Below are 20,824 nucleotides of genomic sequence, written 5' to 3'. Positions count from 1 at the left end.
TATGTACGAACTCGTCACTGGAATGCCCGCCACCCACGGCGATCACTACCAACTCAATACGACCACGCTGCTGCGGCACGCGGCGCGGACCTACCCGGAGCAGGAAATCGCCTACCGCGATTCAAACGGGCAGTGGCAGCGGTACACCTACGCGGACTGTTGGCAGCGTTCTGCCCAGATCGCGGGCATGCTGAGTTCGCTGGGAGCGCAGCCAGGTGACGTCGTCGGCGTGCTCGACTGGAACAGTGTCCGGCATTGGGAACTGTATTGGGCCATTCCCGGTATCGGCGCGGTCATGCTGCAGATGAACCTGCGACTGGCCACCGAAGACCTCGGGTACGTCACGAACCACGCGAATGCGCGATTCGTGTGCGTCGATGAAACTCTGCTGCCGATCGCCGAGAAGCTTGCCGAGGTCGCGACCGGTGTCGAAAAGTGGATCGTGATGAGCGACAAGCCGCTCGATCAGATCAGCACCAGCCTGAGGAACGTGGTGCACTTCGAGGACCTCGTGCGCGCCGAATCGACGACGTACGACTGGCCGATGATCGCCGAGACCTCGGCGTACAGCGCCTGCTACACGACCGGCACGACCGGTGCCCCGAAGGGCGTGTACTACTCGCATCGCGGTATCTACTTGCACTCGAGTTCCCTAGCGCTGGCCGTGCGGATGAACCGCGAGGACGCGGTCATGATGATCACGCCAATGTTCCACGCATCATGCTGGGGTCTGCCGCAGGCTGCTGTCATGACCGCAGCAAAGGTTGTCCTACCGGGGCAGTACAGCGCGGAGGACACCGGAATGCTGGTCGACGCCATCGTGTCCGAGAACGTGACCGTCGCGCCGGGTGCACCGGCGATCTTCCAGCCGATGATCAACTACATCAAGACGCTTGACGACTACCCGGATCTCAGCAAGGCGCGGTTGATCTGTGGCGCCACCGAGCCCCCGATCTCAATGATGCGTGACTTCTACGACTACACGGGCGCCGATGTAATTCACGGCTACGGTGCCACGGAGACGACTCCGATGGTCGCGTGCAACCTCGGTATGAAGCCGTCGCTGGCCGACAAACTCAGCGAAGAGGAGCGCTGGGATCTCAAGCGTTACCAGGGTCTGCCGCTGAGTGGCGTCGACTTCCGGATCGTGGACGCCGACAACAAGGATCTACCGCACGACGGTTCGGCGCAGGGCGAAGTACTGCTGCGCGGCCCCTGGATCATCGAGAAATACCATAATCTGCAAGAGTCGCCTGAGGAGTCCGCAGCACGATTCCATGAGGGCTACTGGCGCTCAGGCGACGTCGGAATGATCTCGGACACCGGGTACCTGAAACTCACCGACCGGATCAAGGACGTCGTCAAAAGCGGCGGGGAGTGGATCTCGTCGATCGATATGGAGAACGCGATCCTTGGCCATCCGAAGGTTCGCGACGCCGCGGTCGTGGGAATCAGTCACCCGAAGTGGCAGGAACGCCCGGTCGCGATCGTGGTGACCGATCCCGCCGACCCAGTAACGCTGGCGGAGGTGCAGGAGGTACTCGTCGGCAAGTTCGCGAAGTGGCAGTTGCCCGACCACCTTGAAATCGTCGACGTCCTGCCGCGCACCAGCGTGGGCAAACTCGACAAGAAGGTCATGCGCGTGCAGTACGGCGACCTGTACGAGCAGTAACTGGAAGCGGTGCTGGCACCGCATACGGGGAGGACACAGGTTGGCGTACTTCGAGCGCCTCGACGAATCGACCTATCGCGCGGGTGAACACACGACTGGCGCATGGTCGCTCGACGAGCAGCACATCGGTCCGTCGCTCGGTCTGCTGGTGCACGAGATCGAGCGCGACCGCGATACGCGGCGGGACGACGGTCTGCAGATCGGTCGGTTGTCGTACGACATCCTTGGGACCGTCCCTGTGGGCGATATGACCATCGATGTACGGGTGGTGCGCCCAGGTCGGACGATCGAGTTGGTAGAGGCAGCATTAGCGCACGGTGGCCGAGACATCGTGCTGCTGCGGGCCTGGCTGATGGCCGGCGGCGATACGGGGGCGTACGCCGGGACCGCGCTATCTTCGATCCCACCGCGGACGCAGATGCCGGCGTGGAGCCCCAGCGAGGTCTGGCCGGGCGGGTTCATCGCCTCAGCCGATGCGTACCGCCACCAGTATGAGCCGGGCCGTGCCGCGTATTGGGTGCGAGCCAAAGTCCCCCTGATTCGAGATGAGGCGGTGAGTCCGCTGGCCCGCGTCAGCGGACTCATCGACATCGCCAACGGTTTCACTGTGCGCCAGTCTCCCGATATAGTCGCGTTCCCGAACGTTGACCTGACTGCGCACTTCTTTAATCAGCCCGCTGGTGAGTGGCTCGGCTTCGACACGTCAGTGTCGTTCGGGGCCAACGGTTTGGGTTTGACGCACAGCATCCTGCACGACGAAACCGGTCCGATCGGGGCTATGTCGCAGTTTCTTACGGTGCGACCCCGGTAATTACAGCGTTGTTGCTACCGGCGTACGACCGCCTGGAGGCACGCGGCATGATCGGTAAGCAGGACCGGAAAGGGACACGACGATGAGCGATACCACCACGCAGCGGTCGGCCGAGCTTGCCCAGAAGCTCCAGGCCTTCATGGCAGAGCATATTTATCCGAACGAACGGCAGTACTACCTGGAGGCTGAGCGGCTCGGGCCGTGGCAGACCTACCCGGTGATCGAGAAGCTCAAGCCGCTCGCCCGTGAGGCGGGTCTGTGGAACCTGTGGTTGCCGGCCGCTGAATCTGCCGAGGGGCTGACGAACCGTGAATACGCGCCGCTGTGCGAGATCATGGGTCGAAGCACCCTCGCGCCCGAGGTGTTTAACTGCGCGGCGCCGGATACCGGGAATATGGAGACCCTGCTGCGCTACGGCACCGACCAGCAGAAGCAACAGTGGCTAGAACCCCTGCTGGCTGGGGATATGCGCTCATCGTTCGCGATGACTGAACCGTTGGTCGCATCCTCGGATGCCACTAATATCGGCAGCCAGATCATCCGCGATGGCGACGAGTACGTCATCAACGGACGTAAGTGGTACACCACGGGAGCCACCGACCCGCGCTGCAAGATCATCATCTTCATGGGTAAGAGCGATCCCGAGAATGCGAACGCCTACCAGCGTCAGTCGATGATTTTGGTGCCCAAAGACACTCCAGGTGTGGAAGTGATTCGGTCACTGCCCGTCCTGGGGTTCTATGGCGTGCCCGATCGAGCGTCGGAGGTCGTGTTCGACAACGTGCGTGTTCCGGCGAGCAACATGTTGCTTGGTGAGGGCCGTGGCTTTGAAATCGCGCAGGGGCGTCTCGGTCCCGGACGGATACACCACTGCATGCGGCTGATCGGTCTGTCCGAACGAGTGTTGGAGCGGATGTGCCGGCGGGCAGAGCAGCGCACCCCGTTCGGTCGTCCGCTCGCCGAGCAGACCTTGACGCAGGAACGTATTGCCGAGTCGCGGATCATGATCGAGCAAGCGCGTCTGCTGACCTTGCGTGCCGCGGAAATGATGGACACGGTCGGTAATAAGGGGGCCAAGCAGGACATCGCGATGATCAAGGTCGCTGCTCCTAGGATGGCGCAGCAGATTGTGGATTGGGCAATTCAGCTGTTCGGCGGTGGCGGTACGGCGAACGATCACTTCCTTGGCGCTGCCCTCGCCATGGCGCGGTTGCTGCGTCTAGCAGACGGTCCGGACGAGGTGCATCGCAACCAGATTGCCAAACTAGAGATCCGTAAGTACGCGTCGATCGATCCGAGCATGACCGGCGGTTCGGCTGACGTCGTGTCCCTAGATGAGGCGCGACGCATGGCCAGCGAGGGCGCGTGGCCCAGGCCCGCGAACTTCGGCGCTGAGGGGAGCGCATGATGAGTGAGAACGACGCCGTGGTGCGCCCGGCAGACCCATCGGATTTACCCTTCCTGCAGGCCATCGAGGCCGCGGCGGACCAACTGTTCGCACCGCTGATGCCGATAAGCCACTGGGGCACTCCGCCAACCGGAGAACAGCGTGCCGCGCAAGGCGGCTTCATCCTGGTGGTAGGTGACCCAGTCGTCGGATTCGCGCACGTTCTCGAGCGCGACGGGCGTTTCCACTTCGAACAACTAGCCGTCCATCCCGATCACCTGCGACGCGGGTTGGGGACGGCGCTCACGTACGCGGTCTGTGAAGCGATCGAGGCCCGCGGCGGAACCGGTATCAGTTTGATGACCTTTGCCGATGTGCCGTGGAATGCGCCGTTCTACGAGCGACTCGGCTTCGAAGTGCTCGATCCGGCACCCGAATACCTCGACGATGTTCTGGAACGTGAACGCGCCGCTGAACTTCACCTGGGCGGACGCCGGGTGGCGATGGTCCGCGGGATCACGCCGGGCGTTGTGCCGCGTTCGGCGGTCAGCGTGATCCCGGTTCGCGATGGCGAGGACGGGCTTGAGGTGTTCATTCAACACCGCGTGTCCACTATGGATTTCGCGCCGGGAGCCGTCGTGTTCCCTGGCGGGCGGATCGACCCTGTCGATGCGCAGCATCCGGCCGACGTCGATGACGATGTGCTCTCCGAACTCGTCTCGGTGTGGGGCGGGTCCACGTTTGTGGCCGCCGCAGATGACCCCCGCCTGGCAGTACGCACGATCCTGGCGACCGGGCTTCGAGAGGTGCATGAGGAGACCGGGGTACGCCTGGATCCCGCCGAACTGTTGCCGTGGGACGACTGGACGACGCCGCCCGGGTTCCCGAAACGGTTCCAGGTGCATTTCATGGTGGCGCATCTGCCGGTGGGCGACCCGCGATCGCCGCAGAACACCACCACTGAGGCGCTTGCGTCCGAATGGTTACCGGTCCAGCAGGTGCTCGATCGCGGTAATGGTGGCGATCTGCAGGTCATGACGCCGACGCGTGTCATTCTGCAGGAGCTCGCGGAGCTGGGGTCTGCGGATGCCGTGATGAACCTACATCCGCACGTCGTGCCGGTTCATCTTGATCGCAGCGGTCGACGTCCGCGCTCATCGCGGCGTTGAGCACTGTCGCGTCGTTCGTGTGGTTGTAGGTGTCGACGTGCGCGCTGGCGGCCGTCCGTACAGACGTTCGCGGATCGAATGGCGTCGCACGGCCCAGAGTGCACTCGAACGTCGACAGCCGCGCCACGGATAAATTTGAGACAGGGCAGAATGACAGCATGAGCGCTGAACAGAATTCGCATAACCCAGCAGAGCCGGTCGCCTTCATCCAGGGCGACGACCTGACCGATGCCGACCCGACGCCCGGTATGCACCGACGCCTGGCCAACAACTCGGAAGGGATGTGGACCGGTACGGTCGACACCCAGCCGCAGGCCGTGTCGGGGTGGCATCACCATGGCGAGCACGAGACCACGATCTACGTGGTCGAAGGGACGATGCGCCTGGAATCCGGCCCGAACGGCGAGACCGTGGTGGAGGCCAAGGCCGGTGACTTCATTCGTGTGCCCAAGGGGGCAGTGCACCGCGAGTCGAACCCGGGGGAGTCGGTCTCGAAAGCGGTCTTGGTGCGTTGTGGCACCGGCGTACCCACAGTGAACGTCGACGGTCCGGCGTCCGCCTAACCTCCGCCGCCGCACCCCACTCGGTCTCGCCATCGTTGGTCGATGACCGGTGGGTGTGGCCCGCTTGGTCAATGATGGCGCGTTGTTACGCGTGCTTGCTTGACATCCAGGGTGGTTACGCCGCGGGGAGTTCCAGGAGCAACTCGGCGAGTACCTGCGGGCGGTTGGTCGGGATCATATGGTTTGTGTCGACCTCGCGGTAACGCCATCGCGGGCTATCACTGGCATGTGCGCCCGCGGCGGTGAACACGCCGCCCGCCGCGTCGTCCTGCACGGCCCTGATGTACGTGAGGCTGAACGCCTCGTCCTCAATCGGTCGCGCGCGTCGGACTGCTTCAGTGAAGCAGGCGGCCGGATGCGGCGTACGGCGCGGACCGAGCCATTCGGCGTCCGCCGGATCGTCGTACGTGCGCGGCGCCGGGCTGACCAGCCAGTCTGCGCCGATCGTGATCGGCGCAGTTAGTCTGCCGGCTCCTTGTAGAGCGCGAGCGCTCTGGCCGTCGGCAGGGACAAACGCGTCGAGGTAGACGAGGTCATGCACTCGGTCCCCGATGTGATCGAGTGTCCCGGTCACGACCATGCCGCCATACGAGTAGCCGACCAGCACAATGTCGTCGAGATCTTCGTAGAGCACGCTGTTGACGACGTCGGTGACATGGGTGCTGAGGTTGACCTGCGGTCCGGTCAGATGCACACGCTCGCCGATCCCGGTGAGGCACGGTGTGAATACCTCGTGCCCTGCGGCCTGCAGGAGCCGGCGGACTTTACCGAATTGGTGCGGGCCGCCCCAGGCGCCGTGGACCAGAACGTATGTCGTCATGCGAATCTCCATCTGTCGGTAACCTGCGCCCACAACGGGCGTAGCCACCGATCTTGGGCCGCTTGGCGACAGTTCGCAACTACTAGTGATGATCGGACTAGCGCACGCGGGCGATTGGCCAGATACTGACTCCCATGACCCCTCGTGAGTGGTTCACGACCGCCGCCGACGGATATCTGACGGTTGTCAGCGGTGCCAGCGCGGACGTGCTGGACGCGCCCGGACTCGGCGAGTGGGACGTCCGATCGTTGTTGGGCCATTCGGCGCGCGCCTTTCAGACGATCGAGACCTATCTGGCCGCAGAGCCCGAGGCGATATCGCTGCGCGGCCCGAGTGAGTACTTCATCGCCACGCGTGCGGGCTTAGCCGACCCCGTTGCGGTCACCGAGCGTGGGCGCGCTGCTGGAATTGCACTCGGCGACGACCCGATCACTGCCATTGGTGAGATCGCAGACCGAGTGCTGGCGCTAGTGAATGCGGAGCCTGACGACGCCGTGGCCACGACGCCGGTCGGCGCGATAACCCTGCTGGACTACCTGCCGACCCGCGCATTCGAGTTAACGGTGCACGGACTTGATCTCGCTGCGGCGACCCGCCAAAGCACTCCGAAGGAACTCGCCATATCAGCCGTGGATGCGGCACAACTGGCAATACCGTTGAGCGGCCCAACCCGCGCCGCCGAAATCCTGTTCGCGCTCACCGGTCGCGGGCAACTCGCGGAGGGATTTTCCGTCTTGTAGACGGCATCGCTCGAGGTGGGGGAGAACCCCCTCGTCGCTGGTGTCGGTACGGCGATAAGGTCGGCCGATGACCGTTCCGGAACGCAGCGAAGATGGCGTCGGTTCGCGGCGTCAACAGTGGCTGATGTGCTTCGCACTGTTCGCAGTGGGGTACTCCGCGCAGGGCATCTCGCCGATCATGCTGCTGTACACCCGAGAACTCGAATTGAGCACCACGATGCTCACCGTGTTCTTCACCGTGTACGCGATCGGGCTGATGTTCGCGTTTGTCTTCGGCGGTCCGCTTTCGGACCGGTACGGCCGCAAGCGTGTGGTAGTTCCGTCGATGTGCCTGATCGTCGTGTCATTGATCGGTCTGTTGGCCGCCGCTTCGCTCGGCGAACCGATGATCCTGATCGCGCGGTTTGTGCAGGGCTTGGCCTCTGGGGCCGTGTTCACCGTCGGCACCGTGTGGTTGCGGGAGCTCGTGGGCACCAAGAACGCCGCGGGCGCCGCAGCGCGGGCGAGCGCATTCCAGGCATTGGGATTCGGCATCGGGCCGTTCCTGTCGGCGCTGTTCGTGCAGTGGCTGCCGTGGAAGCATGCGCTGACCATCCTGGTGATCCTGGCGCTACTGATTCCTGGGATCCTCGTCGCCCGCGTGCTGCCGGAGACCATGACCCGGCAGCGCTCCGGCCGGATCCAGATTGGCCTGCCGACCGGAACGCGCGCGGGTTACGTCTGGTATTTGGTGCCGTGCGGGTTGTGTGTCTACGCATTCGCAATGCTGTCGATCCTGGGGTTCCCCATTCAGATCGGGAATGCAGGATTCGACCAGGTCTACGTCATCTTGGGGATTAGCGCGCTAGTGGTACAGGTTGGTGCCGTGGTGGCCGCGGGCATCGCGAAGCGCCTAGGGCCGTCGGTGAGTGGATGGCTCGCCGGAGCTACCGGAGCAGCAGGGTGCGCCCTTGGCGTGCTGGCCGTGCAGCCGGGCGGATGGCTCTGGGTGATCCCGGCTACGGCGCTAATCGGGCTAGGTACCGGCCTCGCGATGACCTCCGGAGTCATGGTGTCCGACCTATTGGCCCCACCGGATCGCCGTGGCGCGCTGATCTCGATGTTTTATATCGCGGTGTACGTCGGGTACTCCAGTGGCACGATCCTGTCTCTGATCTGGGGCCCTAACACCATGGAGCAGCCCGAGACCGTGGCTGGATTAGGGGTAGCGGCGGTGGTGCTCGCGGTCATCTTGGCTGTGCCGGGCCGGGCCGTCGTACGCCGTGCGCGAGAACGTCAGGCCGCCTGAGCGATCGCGGTTACGATCGCGTCCGTCGTCCAAACCTCGGTGCCGATAAGGGCAAGATCGGCCAGGCGTTCGGGCGTGGACTGCGAGGTCGCGTCGGCGGCCAGCACCGCACGGTAATCCCGGTTGCTGGCATCGAACAGAGTCGCCCGTGGGCAGTTCGGCAGGTTACATCCCGCGACGACGACGGTGGTGACCTCGCACGCGCGCAGCCAGTCATCCAGGCTCGTTCGGTAGAACGCGCTCCACCGCGGCTTGTAATAGATGCGTTCGCGAGCGCCGACGATCTGCGGCGCATGGCTAAGCAGTAGCGCGGAATCGAGCGCCGTACGCCGCGGGAGAAGCGGTTGCGGAATCTGCGAGCCAGGGGTGTGCGGTGCGACGATCTGCGTACCTGCCTCGATCGACGCGCGTCGTGCAAGATCGGTGTCGCTGCCATGCGGCACGTACAACCGCACGACGTGAGCGACGGGTCGGTGCGTGCTGCGGAAGGCATCGGCGAGCGCGGTGAGTTGAGGTAGCAACTCGGCCGTGCCCGGCACGGGCATTGCGCCGTTCGGCTCGACGAAGTCATTCTGGACATCGATCAGCACGAGCGCGGACCGACTCCATTGCGGCTCGGTGTAACTCGGCATACCCACAACCTAGCGGTGAGGTGACGCGCCTAGCGAACGGCACGGACGCCGGCGAGGTGGCGCCGTAGGCTGGTGACGTGAGTTCGCGCGCCCGGATCCCCGACGTCGTTCAAGGTGCCGTGAACGGGCTGGATGAGTTCAATCGGCGACACCCGTGGAGCCACAACGACTTCTTTCATCCGTGGATTCTGCGCAATTTGCCCGGACGCCGGGAGTTTGCCGTCGACGTGGGCTGCGGACAGGGCAAATTGGCGGCCTCGTTGGCGCCGCGGTTCACCCAGGTAATAGCGATGGATACCTCGCCGCAGATGCGCGCGACTGCCGCACAACGATGCGCGAAACTCCCGAACGTATCGGTGACAGACGGCGGCAGAATTCCAGATGGCGCGGACCTGATCACGATGATCGCCGTATTGCACCACCTGGACGTCGATGAGGCGTTGTCTGAGGTCGCCGAACGGCTCGCGCCCGGCGGCCGATTCCTATGTGTGGGTTTGGCGCCATTGGCAGGGCTGCGCGACCTCTGCTGGGACGTCGCAGCCATGGTGACGACTCCAGTGATCGGACTGATCAAGTCGCCCAAGGCGCAGCAGGTTCCGCAGACCGACAGCTTTCCTGTTAAAGACCCCACCGTCCCGTTCGCGCACATCAGGACGATCCTCAGGAAGGCGATGCCGGGCGCCCAGATACGTCACCGACTCGCCTTCCGTCACACGATCTCGTGGACGAAGCCCTAACGCTCGCGGCGCGCGACTGCGCTCCCTCACTAGCGACCGAGCGCAGGATTCGCCGCCGTTCCCGCCGATAAGCGCTCGGCAAGGCGGTCGAGTCCGCTGCGGATCAGTTGCCCGTATCCGTCGTCTGCGAGGGTGTGCACGCGAGCCAGGCCGAGGTGCAGTTGGCGTTCAGCGTCCTCGAACCGTTCTTGCCGCAGATACCCGTCGCCGAGATTTAGATGGAGACTGGGCGCGAGTGCGGCCGCGTCAGCGATCCCCACCGGCGTCAGGTCCGCGTCACTGACATAGGGGTGCGCGGCGAGCGCACGTTCATCCCACGCGACTTCGTAGGCAAGGTCGTCCTGCAAGTCGGCTAGGTAATGCGCGATGACACACCGCTGGGCCTGATCATCATCGCTCGTCGTCTCCCAACAGGCGGTGAGCTGCTGACGCCCACTGTCCTTATCGCCGCTGAGTGCTTCGGTCACGGCCGCGAGGATCGGTTCCCAATTCGTCATACCCGCGATGCTACGGACCGTCTCTGACAGGAATCACTGCGCAGCGCTGAACTCAGCGTGATGAGCGGGCACCTATGCTGCATGGATGACTGAGCATTCGTCAATGTCGCGGTGCGGCGAGGCGCATGAGGTGGTGCGTCAAGCGTTGGTCGCGGCGCGGGAAGAACTCGGGCCGAATCTGCGCTCGGCGTACACGCTCGGCAGTCTGGCCCACGGCGGTTTTGCGCCGTTGGTGAGTGACGTCGACCTGGCGTTGATTGTCGTCGATCCCGATATCGCAACGAGGGTCGATCGCGTTAAGGCCGTCGTGTCCTCGCGCACCACGTCTGCATTGGCCGACCGGCTGTCGGTGTTCTGGGCTGACGTCGATGGCGTGCATAACGGCATCGGAGACGTAGGACGGTTACCCGAACTCGACCGACTCGATCTGCTTGAGTCCGGTGTAGTGCTGCATGGCGACGACATTCGCTTCGGTGCCACCCCTCCGGTGCATGATGACCTCATCGTGCAGGCCGCCGAGTTCGCGCTAAGGAAGTTCGACGCTGCTTTCCGCCGCGCGTTACGCGCGCCAACCGAGTTGGTTGCGGACGGAGTCAGAGCAGTGACCAAAGCAGTGCTGTTCCCGGTGCGTTTCGGGTACACATTGGAGACCGGAGCGATCGGGCGTAATGACGACGCGGCGTCCTGGTACACCGGTCGTGGGCGTGAGGTCGTCGCAGCCGCGATGCGCTGGCGGGTAGCTGGCATTCGCGACGAAAGCGAGGCGATTGTGCTGCTCAAGCGGCATCTCGTCGCGCTGTACGTCGAATTCGTAGACGCGTATTGCCTCAGGTTGGCGGCCGCTGGTCACCAGCAGGTCGCGGCCGAGCTGGCGCAGTGGGGCGAGCAGCTCGGGTCACCTGGCTCAGGCTGATGGTGACACGGCGCGGTCGACGTGGGTCGCGAGTGTTGAGCCATACTTGACTGGCATGTCAACTTCATACAGGCTGACTGCGTCGGGCGAATTCGGCGCAGCGGCGTGCTTGAGACGAGGGGAGACACACAGGTGGCTGACGAGGGAACACTGGTGGTTCGCGAGGATCGCGACGGCTGGACGATGCTCACGCTGAACCGTCCGGACAAACTCAACGCGCTCACCGTGGCGATGTTCGCTGAACTGCGTGCGCATATCGAAGACCTGCGTGGTGATGACTCGATCGGTTGCGTGGTACTCCGCGGGGCAGGTAAGTGCTTCTCAGCAGGTCACGACCTCGACGATATCGCTGCCGGAGAGGCAGTGCCGTCGCGCGGCTGGCACAGCGAGACTCTGCGCATGCTCGAGAAACTGCCCAAGCCGGTGATTGCCGCCGTACACGGACATTGCTACACCGGCGCACTGGAGGTCGCGCTCGCCGCCGACTTCATCGTCGCATCCGAGGACGCTCGCTTCGGCGATACGCACTCGAAGTGGGCCTTGACCCCGGTGTGGGGTATGAGCCAGCGGCTGCCGCGCCGTGTCGGCCCGGCGACGGCTAAGCGGCTGATGTTCACCGCGGACATGTTCGGTGCCGATGAGGCGGTGCGGATCGGGCTCGCGGAGTACGCCGTCCCTACTGCCGAATTCGAGCAGCATCTCAGCGAGCTCGCTGGGCGCATCGTGGCGAACTCGGTCTTCTCTCATGCCGCCAACAAGCAGCTCATCGATGTGACTGATGGCGGCCAGCTCGACGCGGGGTTGCAGTACGAAATCATGGAGAGCCCCGGGCGCGGTCCGGACTATTTGGAGCGCATCGCGGCGTTCAGCAAGGGAAAGAAGTAGATGAACCTCGATCAGGACCCAGAACTCGAGGCATTCCGCCGCGAAGTTATTGAGTTTCTCGATACTGCGCCGACCGATGAGATTCGTGAAGCCGGTCGCCGTACGACCAGCGCGTTCGCGCCATTCGATCAAACGATGGCCTGGCAAGCGATCCTTAACGAGAAGGGCTGGGCCGCGCCAGGCTGGCCCGCCGAGTACGGCGGCACCGGTTGGAGCGTCGAGCAGCGATACATCTACAGCGAGGAGTACGCGCGGCGTGACCTTCCGCCGCTGCTGCCTAATGGCCTGAAGATGATTGGCCCACTGATCATCGACAAGGGGACCGAAGAGCAGAAGAAGCGTTACCTGCCTGGGATCTTGGCGGGTAAGGACTATTGGACGCAGGGTTACTCCGAACCCGGATCCGGTTCCGACCTGGCCTCGTTACGCTGCGCGGCGGTGCGCGATGGTGACGATTACGTCATCAACGGCAGCAAGATCTGGACCACCCTGGCGCACCGCGCCAACCGGATGTTCATGCTCGTGCGCACCAGCACCGAGGGACGCAAACAGGCCGGTATCACCTTCCTGCTGCTGGACCGGGTTGATTACCCGGGCATGGAGATCCGCCCGATCGTCAACCTCGCCGGCGAGGAAGAGCAGTGCGAGGTCTTCTTCGAGAACGTGCGTGTTCCGGTCTCGGGCCGCATCGGTGAGGAGAACGACGGCTGGGCCGTGTCCAAGCACCTACTCACGTATGAGCGTGGCGCCAATGTCACTGCGCCCGCGATGCGGCGGCATCTGGTGCACATCCGCGATGCTGCCGAAGCCGCTGCCTCACCCTACGGCGGTTCTCTGGCCGAGGACCCGGTATTCCAACGAGACATAGGTGAACTCGCCGCCGACATCACTTCCTTCGAAGCGGTCGAAAGGCTCATCCATAGCGGGCATCCGATGGGACGCGATATCGCGACGCCATCGATGAACAAGGTGATTGGCAGCGAGATCACCCAACGGTTAACGGTCCTGATGACGCGGATCGCCGGCGTGGGGGCGATCCCGCGTCAGCTCGAGGAGATCGAGGTCGGCTCGGGTATCAAACCTGTGGCCAGTGAATTCGAGCTGACCGCGATGCCGTGGTACCTCAATAGCCGAGCAACCACCATCTACGCCGGAACCAACGAGGTCCAGCGCGACCTCATTTCGCGCACCCTCGGCGCACGTTAACGGAAGCGATATGGACCTCACATACTCAGAAGAACAACAAGCTCTCCGCGACGGGCTCGCACGGTACCTCGATCGCAGTTATGCCTTTGAACAGCGTCAGGAGCTCCTTCGCTCCGGCGCGCCGTACTCGACCGGAGCCTGGCAGCAGTTCGTACAGATGGGCCTCACCGCGCTTCCGTTCGCCGAAAATGTCGGTGGTATCGGCGGTACGATCGCCGACGTCGTCGCGGTTGGTGAAATCCTCGGCGAATACCTCAGCATCGAGCCGTTCGTGAGCGCGATACTGTGCGGGCGGGTGCTGGAAGCTGGCGGTGCGGCAGCGACAGAACTGCTCACAGGTGTCGTCGACGGCTCGGCGCAGGTTGCCCTCGCGCACGAGGAAGGGCGCGGCACCGCGTCGACCTCGTTGGTGGCGACATCAGCGAGCAAGACCGAGACCGGCTATCGGCTACATGGCCGCAAAGAGGTCGTGATCGGGGCGGCGCAGGCCTCCCACTTGATCGTCACCGCGCGGATCAGTGGCGCGACCGGCGATGCGGACGGGGTCGCCGCGCTACTGGTTCGGACCGCATCGGACGGTGTGACGGTACGCGAGTACCGGATGCTGGACGGTCGCGCGGCGGCGACGGTTTCCCTGGACAACGCCGAAGCCGAAGCGCTGGTGCTTGACTCAGCGGATGCGATCGATGCGCTGTTCGCCGACGGAATTATCACGTTGGCCGCAGAAGCTGTCGGCGCGATGAACGCGTTACTGCGGATCACCATCGAGTACGGCGCGACCCGCCAGCAGTTTGGTGTGCCGATCGGAACGTTCCAGGTGCTGGCGCATCGCATGGCAGACATGAAGATGGCGTACTTGAACGCCCGATCCACACTGCTGTACACCACGGCGCTAGCTGAGGCCGGACGGGCCGGCGCAGGCGATATCGCCGTACTCAAGGCGCAGGTGGGCCGGCTGGGCCGCGTGATCGGCGAGTCCGCAGTGCAGCTACATGGCGGAATTGGAACGACCGACGAACTGTCCGTCGGACACTATCTAAAACGCATCCTGACCGTCGAAACACTGTTCGGCGACTCGGACTACCACCTACGCCGTATCGGAGCCACGGCGGGCATCGGAATCTAACCGCTACGCCTAACAACCCGAAGGGGTGTCGCGTCAAGGAGTAAACATTGTCTCCTTGCTGCGACACCCCTCGCTATTACCAGGGACCTACTGTGGCGTATACGCGACACCACGCAGATCGCGCACCGAGTTGTTGTACGTCGAGATTCCGCTGACGCCGGGATCGAGAACATAGATCAGATCGGCATTACACACCGGCATGAATCCAGTGGGTTCCTGCACGACCAAGTTCATGAACTCCGAGTACAGGTCGTGACGCACAGCGTCATCGGGTTCGTTCGCCGCCTGCGTCAGCAGATCCCGCTGATCGTCCGGGAGGGAGTCACCGGGGTTGTTGACCGAACCCTCCTCGAATACGTACAGGTTCGTGTATTCGGGATCCACGTGGGCCGGGTTAGCGGCCACCATTGACGGCAGGGTCTTCTTGATAGAGAACTCCTCGACCATCTGCGGGCGGGGAGCGATCTCAAAGTCCATGGTCACGCCGATGTCTTTGAAATCGACTGAATGACTTCGGACAGTTTGGCGTAGTAGGAGACCGTCGAGGTAATCGCGTCGAAGGTGAACCCATCGGGATAACCGGCTTCGGCGAGCAACTCCGTGGCCTTCTGCGGGTCGTAGGGCCACACTTCGGCGCCGTCGCCGATCTCCTCGTCGTAGGCGATGCTAGAGGACGGCCATGGCTGGATCGGGACTTCGCACAGTCCGTCATTGAGCCCGTCGGCGATGCCTTGGCGATCGATCGCGAGATTGAGTGCGAGCCGTACGTTGGGGTCGTCAAACGGTTCTTCGGCGGTATTGAACTCGATGAACTGCATGGCCGAGAAGCCGCCGGCGATCACCGGAGTCTCGTTCGGATCGACATCGCCGATCTGGTCTGGCTCGATGTGCGCGATCTGCACCTGCCCGGACAGCAGCGCGTTCACAGCAGTCTGCGACTGCGGCATGTAGTAGTAGGTCATCGCGGCCACCCGCTGAGCGTCGGGGTCCCAGTAGTCAGGCGTCCGTTCGAAGCGCACTTCATCGCCGAGTTTGATGTCGACGGCCTGATACGCGCCGATCCCATCTGGCTGGGTGTGCAGGGTGCCGGCTTCGATGGCAGCAGGCGAGGCAATCATCCCCGCGCGACTCGTCAGCATTCCGAGGATGAGCCCGGGTTTGCCATCGATCGCGATCTTCACGGTGTGCTCGTCCACTGCCGTGACGTCGGTGATCGTGGAGAGTTGCTCCTTGATCTTGCTGTCATCGTCCGAACGGGCCCGATCGAGGTTGATTTTGACGGCGTCGGCATCGAAGGGGTGCCGTCGTTGAAGGAAACCCCGTCGCGCAACGTCAGCGTGATAGCGGTGTCCGACACCTCCCAATCCGTCGCCAGCATGGGGACCTTCTCGTCATCGGGGCTGACCCCGATCAACCGGTCGTATACCGGGAACAGATAGGTCAAGTCGTAGTCCGACACACCCTGATGCGGATCCCAACTCGTGGCCTCAAGCGGCCAGGCGAATGCGAGTTCGGCGTCCGGGTCATAGTCCTCGTCGAGATCGATACTCGCCGGGTACTTCGAGACGGCCTCATCGTGCGTCTCGGCTTTCTTTCTCGGTGCGTCGCCGCAGGCGCTGAGCGCCAGGACGGCAGCGGCGACAAGGCCGCCTAGTTTGATGAATCGGTGCATGGACCGAATCTAACCACACAGGTTTTACGCTCGCGTCAGGCGTCCTTAACCCGCGCCGTACTTCGCGGCAATCCGAACTCGAGGGCATCGGTGCGAGTGCAGTGCGTCCTCGCTCGGCGGCATACTGGGCACATGAGTCGCATCTTCGAGATGAGTTTTGCTTCCGTCTATCCGCATTACGTCACGAAAGTCGAGCGAAAGGGACGCACCGTGGCGGAGTTACACGAGGTCATTCGTTGGCTGACGGGATTCGACGATGCGGAACTGGAGTCGCACCTCGCGCGGGAGACGTCGTTCAGCGACTTCTTTGCCGATGCGCGACTGAACCCGAACGTTTCACTGATCACCGGATCGGTGTGCGGCGTTCGTGTGCAGGAGGTCGAGGATCCGTTGATGCGCCAGATCCGCTACCTGGACAAACTCGTCGACGAACTTGCCAAGGGCAAAGCGATCGAGAAGGTATTGCGGACGCCAAAGGTCAGCTGACCGATCCGAGCGGTCAGGCCCCCGCGGGTCTCGGTATGGAACTGTGCCTCAGGCTGCGCCGTCCCCCTCAGGGAGTCGTGAGCAAAGGCGGGGAAGCTATGAGACCGGTTCGACAGCGGATATTCGGCGGGCTGGCGCTCGCTGCAATCGTCTTCGCGCTCGTCCTGCTGGTGTGGTGGCACCCCTCGCTTCGTTACTTCGAGCGGTTTGATGACGCCGAGGGTGAGTTCGTCGTCGAGTGTTCCACCGTGCTGTCCTCCCCAAAAGATCAGCCGATCCCGAGCCCGTCCAGCATTTACGTACCAGGACCCGACGGTGCGTTTGACGTCGTCTCTGGACGTGAGGCATATGAACAAGCCGACGACGAATGGCGAAATGGTGACGGCGCCCCCACGGGTGATGTGCGCACCAATGTCAACTCGCTCGCCGATGCCGTCGAAGCGGACTGCGCGCAGGCACGCGGCGCCGTCGGTGGTTGGGCACTAGTGGTCACGCTGACCGCGCTAGTGTTCGGCTATGGCGCGGCGCGGCGCTCCCCGGACCCGGACAACGACAGTCGGGATCAACCCAAATGGGGACCACGCGGCGGTTAGGTACAGACCCGGGCGACGACTCGATTCGGGCCATCACGGTGGGCTCAAGTCAAGCTGCCACGCCACACGTCTGATTACCAGATCAGCGACTTCTTGTCAGAAACGACACTGCAGGTCGCGTCGAGCAAGGCGAGATCGTGCGATGCCAGTAATACCGCCGATCCGCTGCTGGCTTGCTCGGTGAGTAACCGCATGATGATCGCCGTCGTTGGTGCGTCAAGCATCGCCGTCGGCTCGTCGCAGATCAGGACCCGAGGATTGAGCGCAAGCGCTCTAGCCAGGCAAGCGCGCTGCAGCTGACCGTCGGAGACTTGATGGGGGAGGCGATCGAGGAGGTCGTCGGAGAGCTGTACGCGTTCGGCCAACTCCGCGATCTGGTCGGTGAAGCGTGCCGCGCGTGGTCGGGAAAACCCACGATCGTGCGATAGCGGTGCGGCGATAATGTCGCGCAAACTCAGTCGCGTATCGGTCGAGGCGCGCGGCGACTGGAACACCACGCCAATCCTGCGTCGCACATCCTGCGGTACGGCGAACCGCTTTCCGTCGACCGTGGTGCCGTCTACTGCCACTGCGCCGCTTGTTAGCGGCAGAAGCAAGGCCGCCGCCTTCAACAAGGTTGTCTTCCCGCTGCCTGACGGTGCGTGCACGCCGTACGTCGTACCCGCGGGCACATCGAGGTTGAGTCCGCAGAACACCGGCGATGATGCACCGGGATAGGTGACACTCAAGTCCGTCAACCGCAGCATTACCAAGCCTCCGAACACGCCACGAAGTGCCCAGCATCGTTCGCAACGAGCGGATGCGCCGCGCATTCCACCCCGATACGCGTATGCCACGCACACACCAACGGATCCGGATCGACCAGTGACGAGGGCGTGCCGGGGGGCGGCTTGAGACCGTTCTCTGGAAGCGCATCGAGCAAGGTTCGGCTGTAATCGTGAGCGGGCTCGGACAGTACGACATTGGCCGGTCCGTATTCCAGGATTTGTCCGGCGTACATCACCGCCACGCGGTCGGCAACCGAACGAGCCGCCAGTAGATCGTGGGTGATCAGCAGGACCGTCGATCCGCGATCAGCTTGATCGCGCAGTTTCCGCTGAACCAATCGTGCGCTGTGCGCGTCGAGCGCCGACGTCGGTTCGTCGGCAATGAGCACCGGTGGTTCGAGTGCGCACACCAGCGTGACGAGCACCCGTTGCGCCATCCCGCCGGAGACCTCGTGCGGGAACTGTCCCGCGACCTGCGGGGCTAGGTCGACCTGGGCTAGCAGCGCGGCGATGTCATCACGGGCGGACGGCAGGCCATGGAGTTTGAGCGTCTCAGCCATCACCGAACCGATCGTGCGCACCGGCGTGAGGTGCGTCGCCGCAGACTGCGGTACGAGCCCGATGCGCCGGCCTCTGGCCGCGCTGAGTTCGGGCTCGGTGGCATTAAGGACATCCAGTCCGTCCGCGAATAGTGAACCGCTCGTTTGTGAGCCGCCCGGCAGCAAGCTTGTGGCGGCCAGCGCTAGCACCGACTTCCCGCAGCCCGACTCGCCGACGATCGCGGTGATGCTGGATGCCGGGAAAGTCACGCTGAGGTTCCGCGCGGGATACACCCACCGCGTCGGGGTGCCCGGTAACGGGATGCGTACGCACATCTCCACGAGCTCCAGCCCGGGCCTCACCGCGACACCTCGGCTTCCACGGCTCGTTTCGGAATGGACTTATCGCGCAGACTACCGCCGAGGCCGGCAACGGCCAGGCACGCCGCAGTGAGTAGGACGGCGGGAAAGAACAGCATCCACCAGCCGCCGGCGAGGATTCCTTCGCGCGCGTCCTCCAGCAGGGTGCCCAGGGACGGATCGTTCGGCGGCAGTCCGACGCCGAGGAACGACAGCGTGCTTTCGTGCCAGACTGCGTGCGGCAGGGTCAGCACGACGGCGATGAGTGCCTGCGGGACCACAGCAGGAAGTAGGTGAGTCGCCCACACCTGTCGACGTGACGCGCCCGAAGCAATCGCTGCGTCGACGTGCTCTCGATTGCGCAGCGACAGAATTTCCGAGCGGACGATGCGTGCGATCTGGGTCCAGTGCGTGAGCGCGATCGACGCCACGATCGCCCACCAGGCTCCGCGCCACAGTGAGGCGATCACGACGCCGAGCAGCAGATGCGGTAGCGCGTTGAGCGCGTCGACCGCGCGCATCACGACCTTGTCCACCCAGCCACCGGCGAGGGCGGCCAGGGTACCGATCACCGAGCCGAGCACCGTCGAGACGACCGCGGCAGTGGCGGCCAACATCAAGGAAATGCGCAGCGCCTGCGCGCTGCGTACGAATAGATCGCGCCCGAGTAGATCGGTGCCCATCAGGTGAGCGCTCGACGGCGGTTGCAGGTACGCGGAGAGATCGACGACGCGCGGGTCGACGTCCGCGACCGCGGGCACGATGATGCAGTAGAGCGCCAGCACGACGAGAATCGCCACGCACACGATGCTCGCGCGTTTCGACAGCGGCCGTCGTGCGCGTCGGCGCGACGGCCAGCTAGGAACGTCCCGCCAACGTCGATCGCTCGTGGCGAGACTCGGCTCGGCCTTGTGCAGTACGTCGGTTGCGTGACTAGGCATCGTCAACCCTTGGATCCACCAGGACGTACACGGCGTCGGCGATGAGCGACCCGATCAGCACCATCAGGCTGGTGAGCACCGTGACCGCAGCGAGTAGCGGAAAGTCGCCCTCAACGGCAGCGTCAACAGTTGCGGATGCGAGGCCCGGCCACGCGAAGACGGTTTCCACCACTACAGCCCCGGTGACCAGTTCTGGCAATCGGGCGCCGATCAAGGTAACGAACGGCAGCAGCGCTCCGGGGAGTGCGTGCCTCCAGATAGTCGTCCTGTCCGGGAGACCGCGGGCGCGGGCGGCAGTGACGTGATCTTCGGTCAGCGCCGTCAGTACCGAGGTCCGGACGTTCAATAGCAGCCACGGCACCTGCGACAAGCCCAAGACCGCCGCCGGTAGGACGATATGCGTTGCGATCGATCCCCACGTCGGATCGGCGCCGCCGCGAGAGACCCCAGCGACCGGTAGCCATTGCAGGGTGAGGGAGAAGATGACTATCGCGCCGAGCGCGATCACGAATGGCGGCAGGCCCTGCACGATGTGCGCCAGTGCGGTCGCACATCGATCGATCAGCGAGCCGGGATGGCGGGCAGCCGCAACGCCGAGAACGAGCGACAATCCCACCGCGATCGTCATGCTTACAGCACCCAACATGACGGTCCAGGGCAGACGCTCACTGAGTACGTCGGCGACGGGCCGGGCCATCGAACGCGAGTATCCCCAGTCCCAATGTAAGACCACATCGCGCGCCCATCGCCCCCAGATGGTTATCCAGGAATCATCGATGCCGAGTTGCTCGGCGAGCGCGGCACGTTCCTCCAGGCTGGCGCGTTCGAACCTCGGTCCGAGGTAGGCCGCCAGCGGATTGAACGGGGCGATCGAGGCCAGCCAGAACACGATCATTGACACGGCGGCCGTGATGGGGACCGCGATGAGCGCACGCCAGCCTGCCAAACGCGCTGCCTTACCCCACCGTGCGTGGGTGCCAGAAGTGCGCGCTGGTTCGGTGGTCAGGGGCGGAGGCATGG

24 protein-coding genes are annotated in these 20,824 nt (G+C 63.8%); 14 read left to right on the top strand and 10 right to left on the bottom strand.

What is annotated here, in order from left to right; all coding sequences use genetic code 11:
• Position 1 precedes the first annotated feature (1 nt).
• The 5 genes from E1H16_RS09440 to E1H16_RS09420 all read left to right on the top strand — a co-directional run bounded on the left by E1H16_RS09440 (position 2) and on the right by E1H16_RS09420 (position 5,602).
• A complete protein-coding gene (locus tag E1H16_RS09440) occupies positions 2–1,672 on the top strand; it encodes a long-chain-fatty-acid--CoA ligase (protein WP_134323419.1) in 1,671 nt (556 codons plus the stop codon).
• A gap of 40 nt (positions 1,673–1,712) precedes the next feature.
• On the top strand, positions 1,713–2,483 hold the full coding sequence (locus E1H16_RS09435; protein WP_134323418.1) for a thioesterase family protein: 771 nt from the start codon (positions 1,713–1,715) through the stop codon (positions 2,481–2,483).
• Between the two features lie 82 nt (positions 2,484–2,565).
• A complete protein-coding gene (locus E1H16_RS09430) occupies positions 2,566–3,891 on the top strand; it encodes an acyl-CoA dehydrogenase family protein (protein WP_134323417.1) in 1,326 nt (441 codons plus the stop codon).
• Positions 3,891–5,039, top strand: a complete 1,149-nt coding sequence (locus E1H16_RS09425) for a GNAT family N-acetyltransferase (RefSeq protein ID WP_166741689.1) — start codon at positions 3,891–3,893, stop codon at positions 5,037–5,039. The genes E1H16_RS09430 and E1H16_RS09425 overlap by 1 nt, the downstream gene beginning before the upstream one ends.
• Positions 5,040–5,197: 158 nt before the next feature.
• Positions 5,198–5,602: a cupin domain-containing protein gene (locus E1H16_RS09420; RefSeq protein ID WP_134323415.1), complete on the top strand. Its 405-nt coding sequence runs from the start codon at positions 5,198–5,200 to the stop codon at positions 5,600–5,602.
• A 115-nt stretch (positions 5,603–5,717) separates the two neighbouring features.
• On the opposite strand, the gene E1H16_RS09415 is transcribed toward E1H16_RS09420, so the two are convergent.
• Positions 5,718–6,422 (bottom strand): alpha/beta fold hydrolase, encoded by a 705-nt coding sequence (locus E1H16_RS09415; protein WP_134323414.1) that lies wholly within the window; start codon positions 6,420–6,422, stop codon positions 5,718–5,720.
• Positions 6,423–6,556: 134 nt separating this feature from the next.
• Here E1H16_RS09415 and E1H16_RS09410 point away from each other — a divergent pair, with 134 nt between their 5' ends.
• Together E1H16_RS09410 and E1H16_RS09405 are read left to right on the top strand one after the other, a co-directional pair.
• Positions 6,557–7,162, top strand: coding sequence for a maleylpyruvate isomerase N-terminal domain-containing protein (locus E1H16_RS09410; protein WP_134323413.1), 606 nt, complete (start codon positions 6,557–6,559; stop codon positions 7,160–7,162).
• A gap of 67 nt (positions 7,163–7,229) precedes the next feature.
• Positions 7,230–8,450, top strand: a complete 1,221-nt coding sequence (locus E1H16_RS09405) for an MFS transporter (protein WP_134323412.1) — start codon at positions 7,230–7,232, stop codon at positions 8,448–8,450.
• On the opposite strand, the gene E1H16_RS09400 is transcribed toward E1H16_RS09405, so the two are convergent.
• Positions 8,438–9,082: a cysteine hydrolase family protein gene (locus E1H16_RS09400; RefSeq protein WP_134323411.1), complete on the bottom strand. Its 645-nt coding sequence runs from the start codon at positions 9,080–9,082 to the stop codon at positions 8,438–8,440. The genes E1H16_RS09405 and E1H16_RS09400 overlap by 13 nt on opposite strands.
• Before the next feature lie 77 nt (positions 9,083–9,159).
• On the opposite strand from E1H16_RS09400, the gene E1H16_RS09395 reads away from it, so the two are divergent.
• The gene (locus E1H16_RS09395) at positions 9,160–9,819 is read left to right on the top strand and encodes a class I SAM-dependent methyltransferase (RefSeq protein WP_208378958.1); all 660 of its coding nucleotides are present in this window, start codon (positions 9,160–9,162) and stop codon (positions 9,817–9,819) included.
• Positions 9,820–9,848: 29 nt separating this feature from the next.
• Here E1H16_RS09395 and E1H16_RS09390 read toward each other — a convergent pair whose 3' ends face one another.
• Positions 9,849–10,316, bottom strand: coding sequence for a hypothetical protein (locus tag E1H16_RS09390; RefSeq protein WP_134323410.1), 468 nt, complete (start codon positions 10,314–10,316; stop codon positions 9,849–9,851).
• Between the two features lie 85 nt (positions 10,317–10,401).
• Here E1H16_RS09390 and E1H16_RS09385 point away from each other — a divergent pair, with 85 nt between their 5' ends.
• From E1H16_RS09385 to E1H16_RS09370, 4 genes are all read left to right on the top strand, one after another.
• Positions 10,402–11,229: a hypothetical protein gene (locus E1H16_RS09385; protein WP_134323409.1), complete on the top strand. Its 828-nt coding sequence runs from the start codon at positions 10,402–10,404 to the stop codon at positions 11,227–11,229.
• 132 nt (positions 11,230–11,361) lie between these two features.
• Positions 11,362–12,114 carry an enoyl-CoA hydratase/isomerase family protein gene (locus E1H16_RS09380; RefSeq protein ID WP_208378957.1) on the top strand — a complete coding sequence of 251 codons (753 nt, stop codon included), beginning with the start codon at positions 11,362–11,364 and terminating at the stop codon, positions 12,112–12,114.
• Positions 12,115–13,320 (top strand): acyl-CoA dehydrogenase family protein, encoded by a 1,206-nt coding sequence (locus E1H16_RS09375; protein WP_134323408.1) that lies wholly within the window; start codon positions 12,115–12,117, stop codon positions 13,318–13,320.
• 10 nt (positions 13,321–13,330) lie between these two features.
• Positions 13,331–14,446, top strand: a complete 1,116-nt coding sequence (locus tag E1H16_RS09370; protein WP_134323407.1) for an acyl-CoA dehydrogenase family protein — start codon at positions 13,331–13,333, stop codon at positions 14,444–14,446.
• Between the two features lie 87 nt (positions 14,447–14,533).
• Here E1H16_RS09370 and E1H16_RS09365 read toward each other — a convergent pair whose 3' ends face one another.
• The 3 genes from E1H16_RS09365 to E1H16_RS18775 are packed head-to-tail and all read right to left on the bottom strand — an operon-like array spanning position 14,534 to position 16,118.
• Positions 14,534–14,923, bottom strand: a complete 390-nt coding sequence (locus E1H16_RS09365; protein ID WP_208378956.1) for a periplasmic substrate-binding domain-containing protein — start codon at positions 14,921–14,923, stop codon at positions 14,534–14,536.
• Between the two features lie 2 nt (positions 14,924–14,925).
• The gene (locus tag E1H16_RS09360) at positions 14,926–15,720 is read right to left on the bottom strand and encodes an ABC transporter substrate-binding protein (RefSeq protein ID WP_243837814.1); all 795 of its coding nucleotides are present in this window, start codon (positions 15,718–15,720) and stop codon (positions 14,926–14,928) included.
• Complete coding sequence (locus E1H16_RS18775) at positions 15,624–16,118, bottom strand: hypothetical protein (RefSeq protein WP_243837808.1); 495 nt, start codon at positions 16,116–16,118, stop codon at positions 15,624–15,626. The genes E1H16_RS09360 and E1H16_RS18775 overlap by 97 nt, the downstream gene beginning before the upstream one ends.
• Before the next feature lie 132 nt (positions 16,119–16,250).
• Here E1H16_RS18775 and E1H16_RS09355 point away from each other — a divergent pair, with 132 nt between their 5' ends.
• Positions 16,251–16,604, top strand: coding sequence for a DUF2200 domain-containing protein (locus E1H16_RS09355; RefSeq protein ID WP_134323404.1), 354 nt, complete (start codon positions 16,251–16,253; stop codon positions 16,602–16,604).
• Between the two features lie 98 nt (positions 16,605–16,702).
• Positions 16,703–17,197 (top strand): hypothetical protein, encoded by a 495-nt coding sequence (locus E1H16_RS09350; protein WP_134323403.1) that lies wholly within the window; start codon positions 16,703–16,705, stop codon positions 17,195–17,197.
• Positions 17,198–17,271: 74 nt separating this feature from the next.
• Here E1H16_RS09350 and E1H16_RS09345 read toward each other — a convergent pair whose 3' ends face one another.
• Genes E1H16_RS09345 through E1H16_RS09330 form a run of 4 tightly spaced genes read right to left on the bottom strand, consistent with a single transcriptional unit; the run spans position 17,272 to position 20,822 of the window.
• The gene (locus tag E1H16_RS09345; RefSeq protein WP_208378955.1) at positions 17,272–17,943 is read right to left on the bottom strand and encodes an ABC transporter ATP-binding protein; all 672 of its coding nucleotides are present in this window, start codon (positions 17,941–17,943) and stop codon (positions 17,272–17,274) included.
• Positions 17,943–18,866 carry an ABC transporter ATP-binding protein gene (locus E1H16_RS09340; RefSeq protein ID WP_134323401.1) on the bottom strand — a complete coding sequence of 308 codons (924 nt, stop codon included), beginning with the start codon at positions 18,864–18,866 and terminating at the stop codon, positions 17,943–17,945. The genes E1H16_RS09345 and E1H16_RS09340 overlap by 1 nt, the downstream gene beginning before the upstream one ends.
• The gene (locus E1H16_RS09335) at positions 18,863–19,804 is read right to left on the bottom strand and encodes an ABC transporter permease (RefSeq protein WP_208378954.1); all 942 of its coding nucleotides are present in this window, start codon (positions 19,802–19,804) and stop codon (positions 18,863–18,865) included. The genes E1H16_RS09340 and E1H16_RS09335 overlap by 4 nt, the downstream gene beginning before the upstream one ends.
• Positions 19,797–20,822, bottom strand: coding sequence for an ABC transporter permease (locus E1H16_RS09330; RefSeq protein WP_166741688.1), 1,026 nt, complete (start codon positions 20,820–20,822; stop codon positions 19,797–19,799). The genes E1H16_RS09335 and E1H16_RS09330 overlap by 8 nt, the downstream gene beginning before the upstream one ends.
• Positions 20,823–20,824: the final 2 nt, after the last annotated feature.

It is taken from the genome of Cumulibacter soli, from assembly GCF_004382795.1.
In the GTDB taxonomy this organism is placed as follows: domain Bacteria; phylum Actinomycetota; class Actinomycetes; order Mycobacteriales; family Antricoccaceae; genus Cumulibacter; species Cumulibacter soli.
This window is presented reverse-complemented; position numbering and strand designations above follow the sequence as displayed.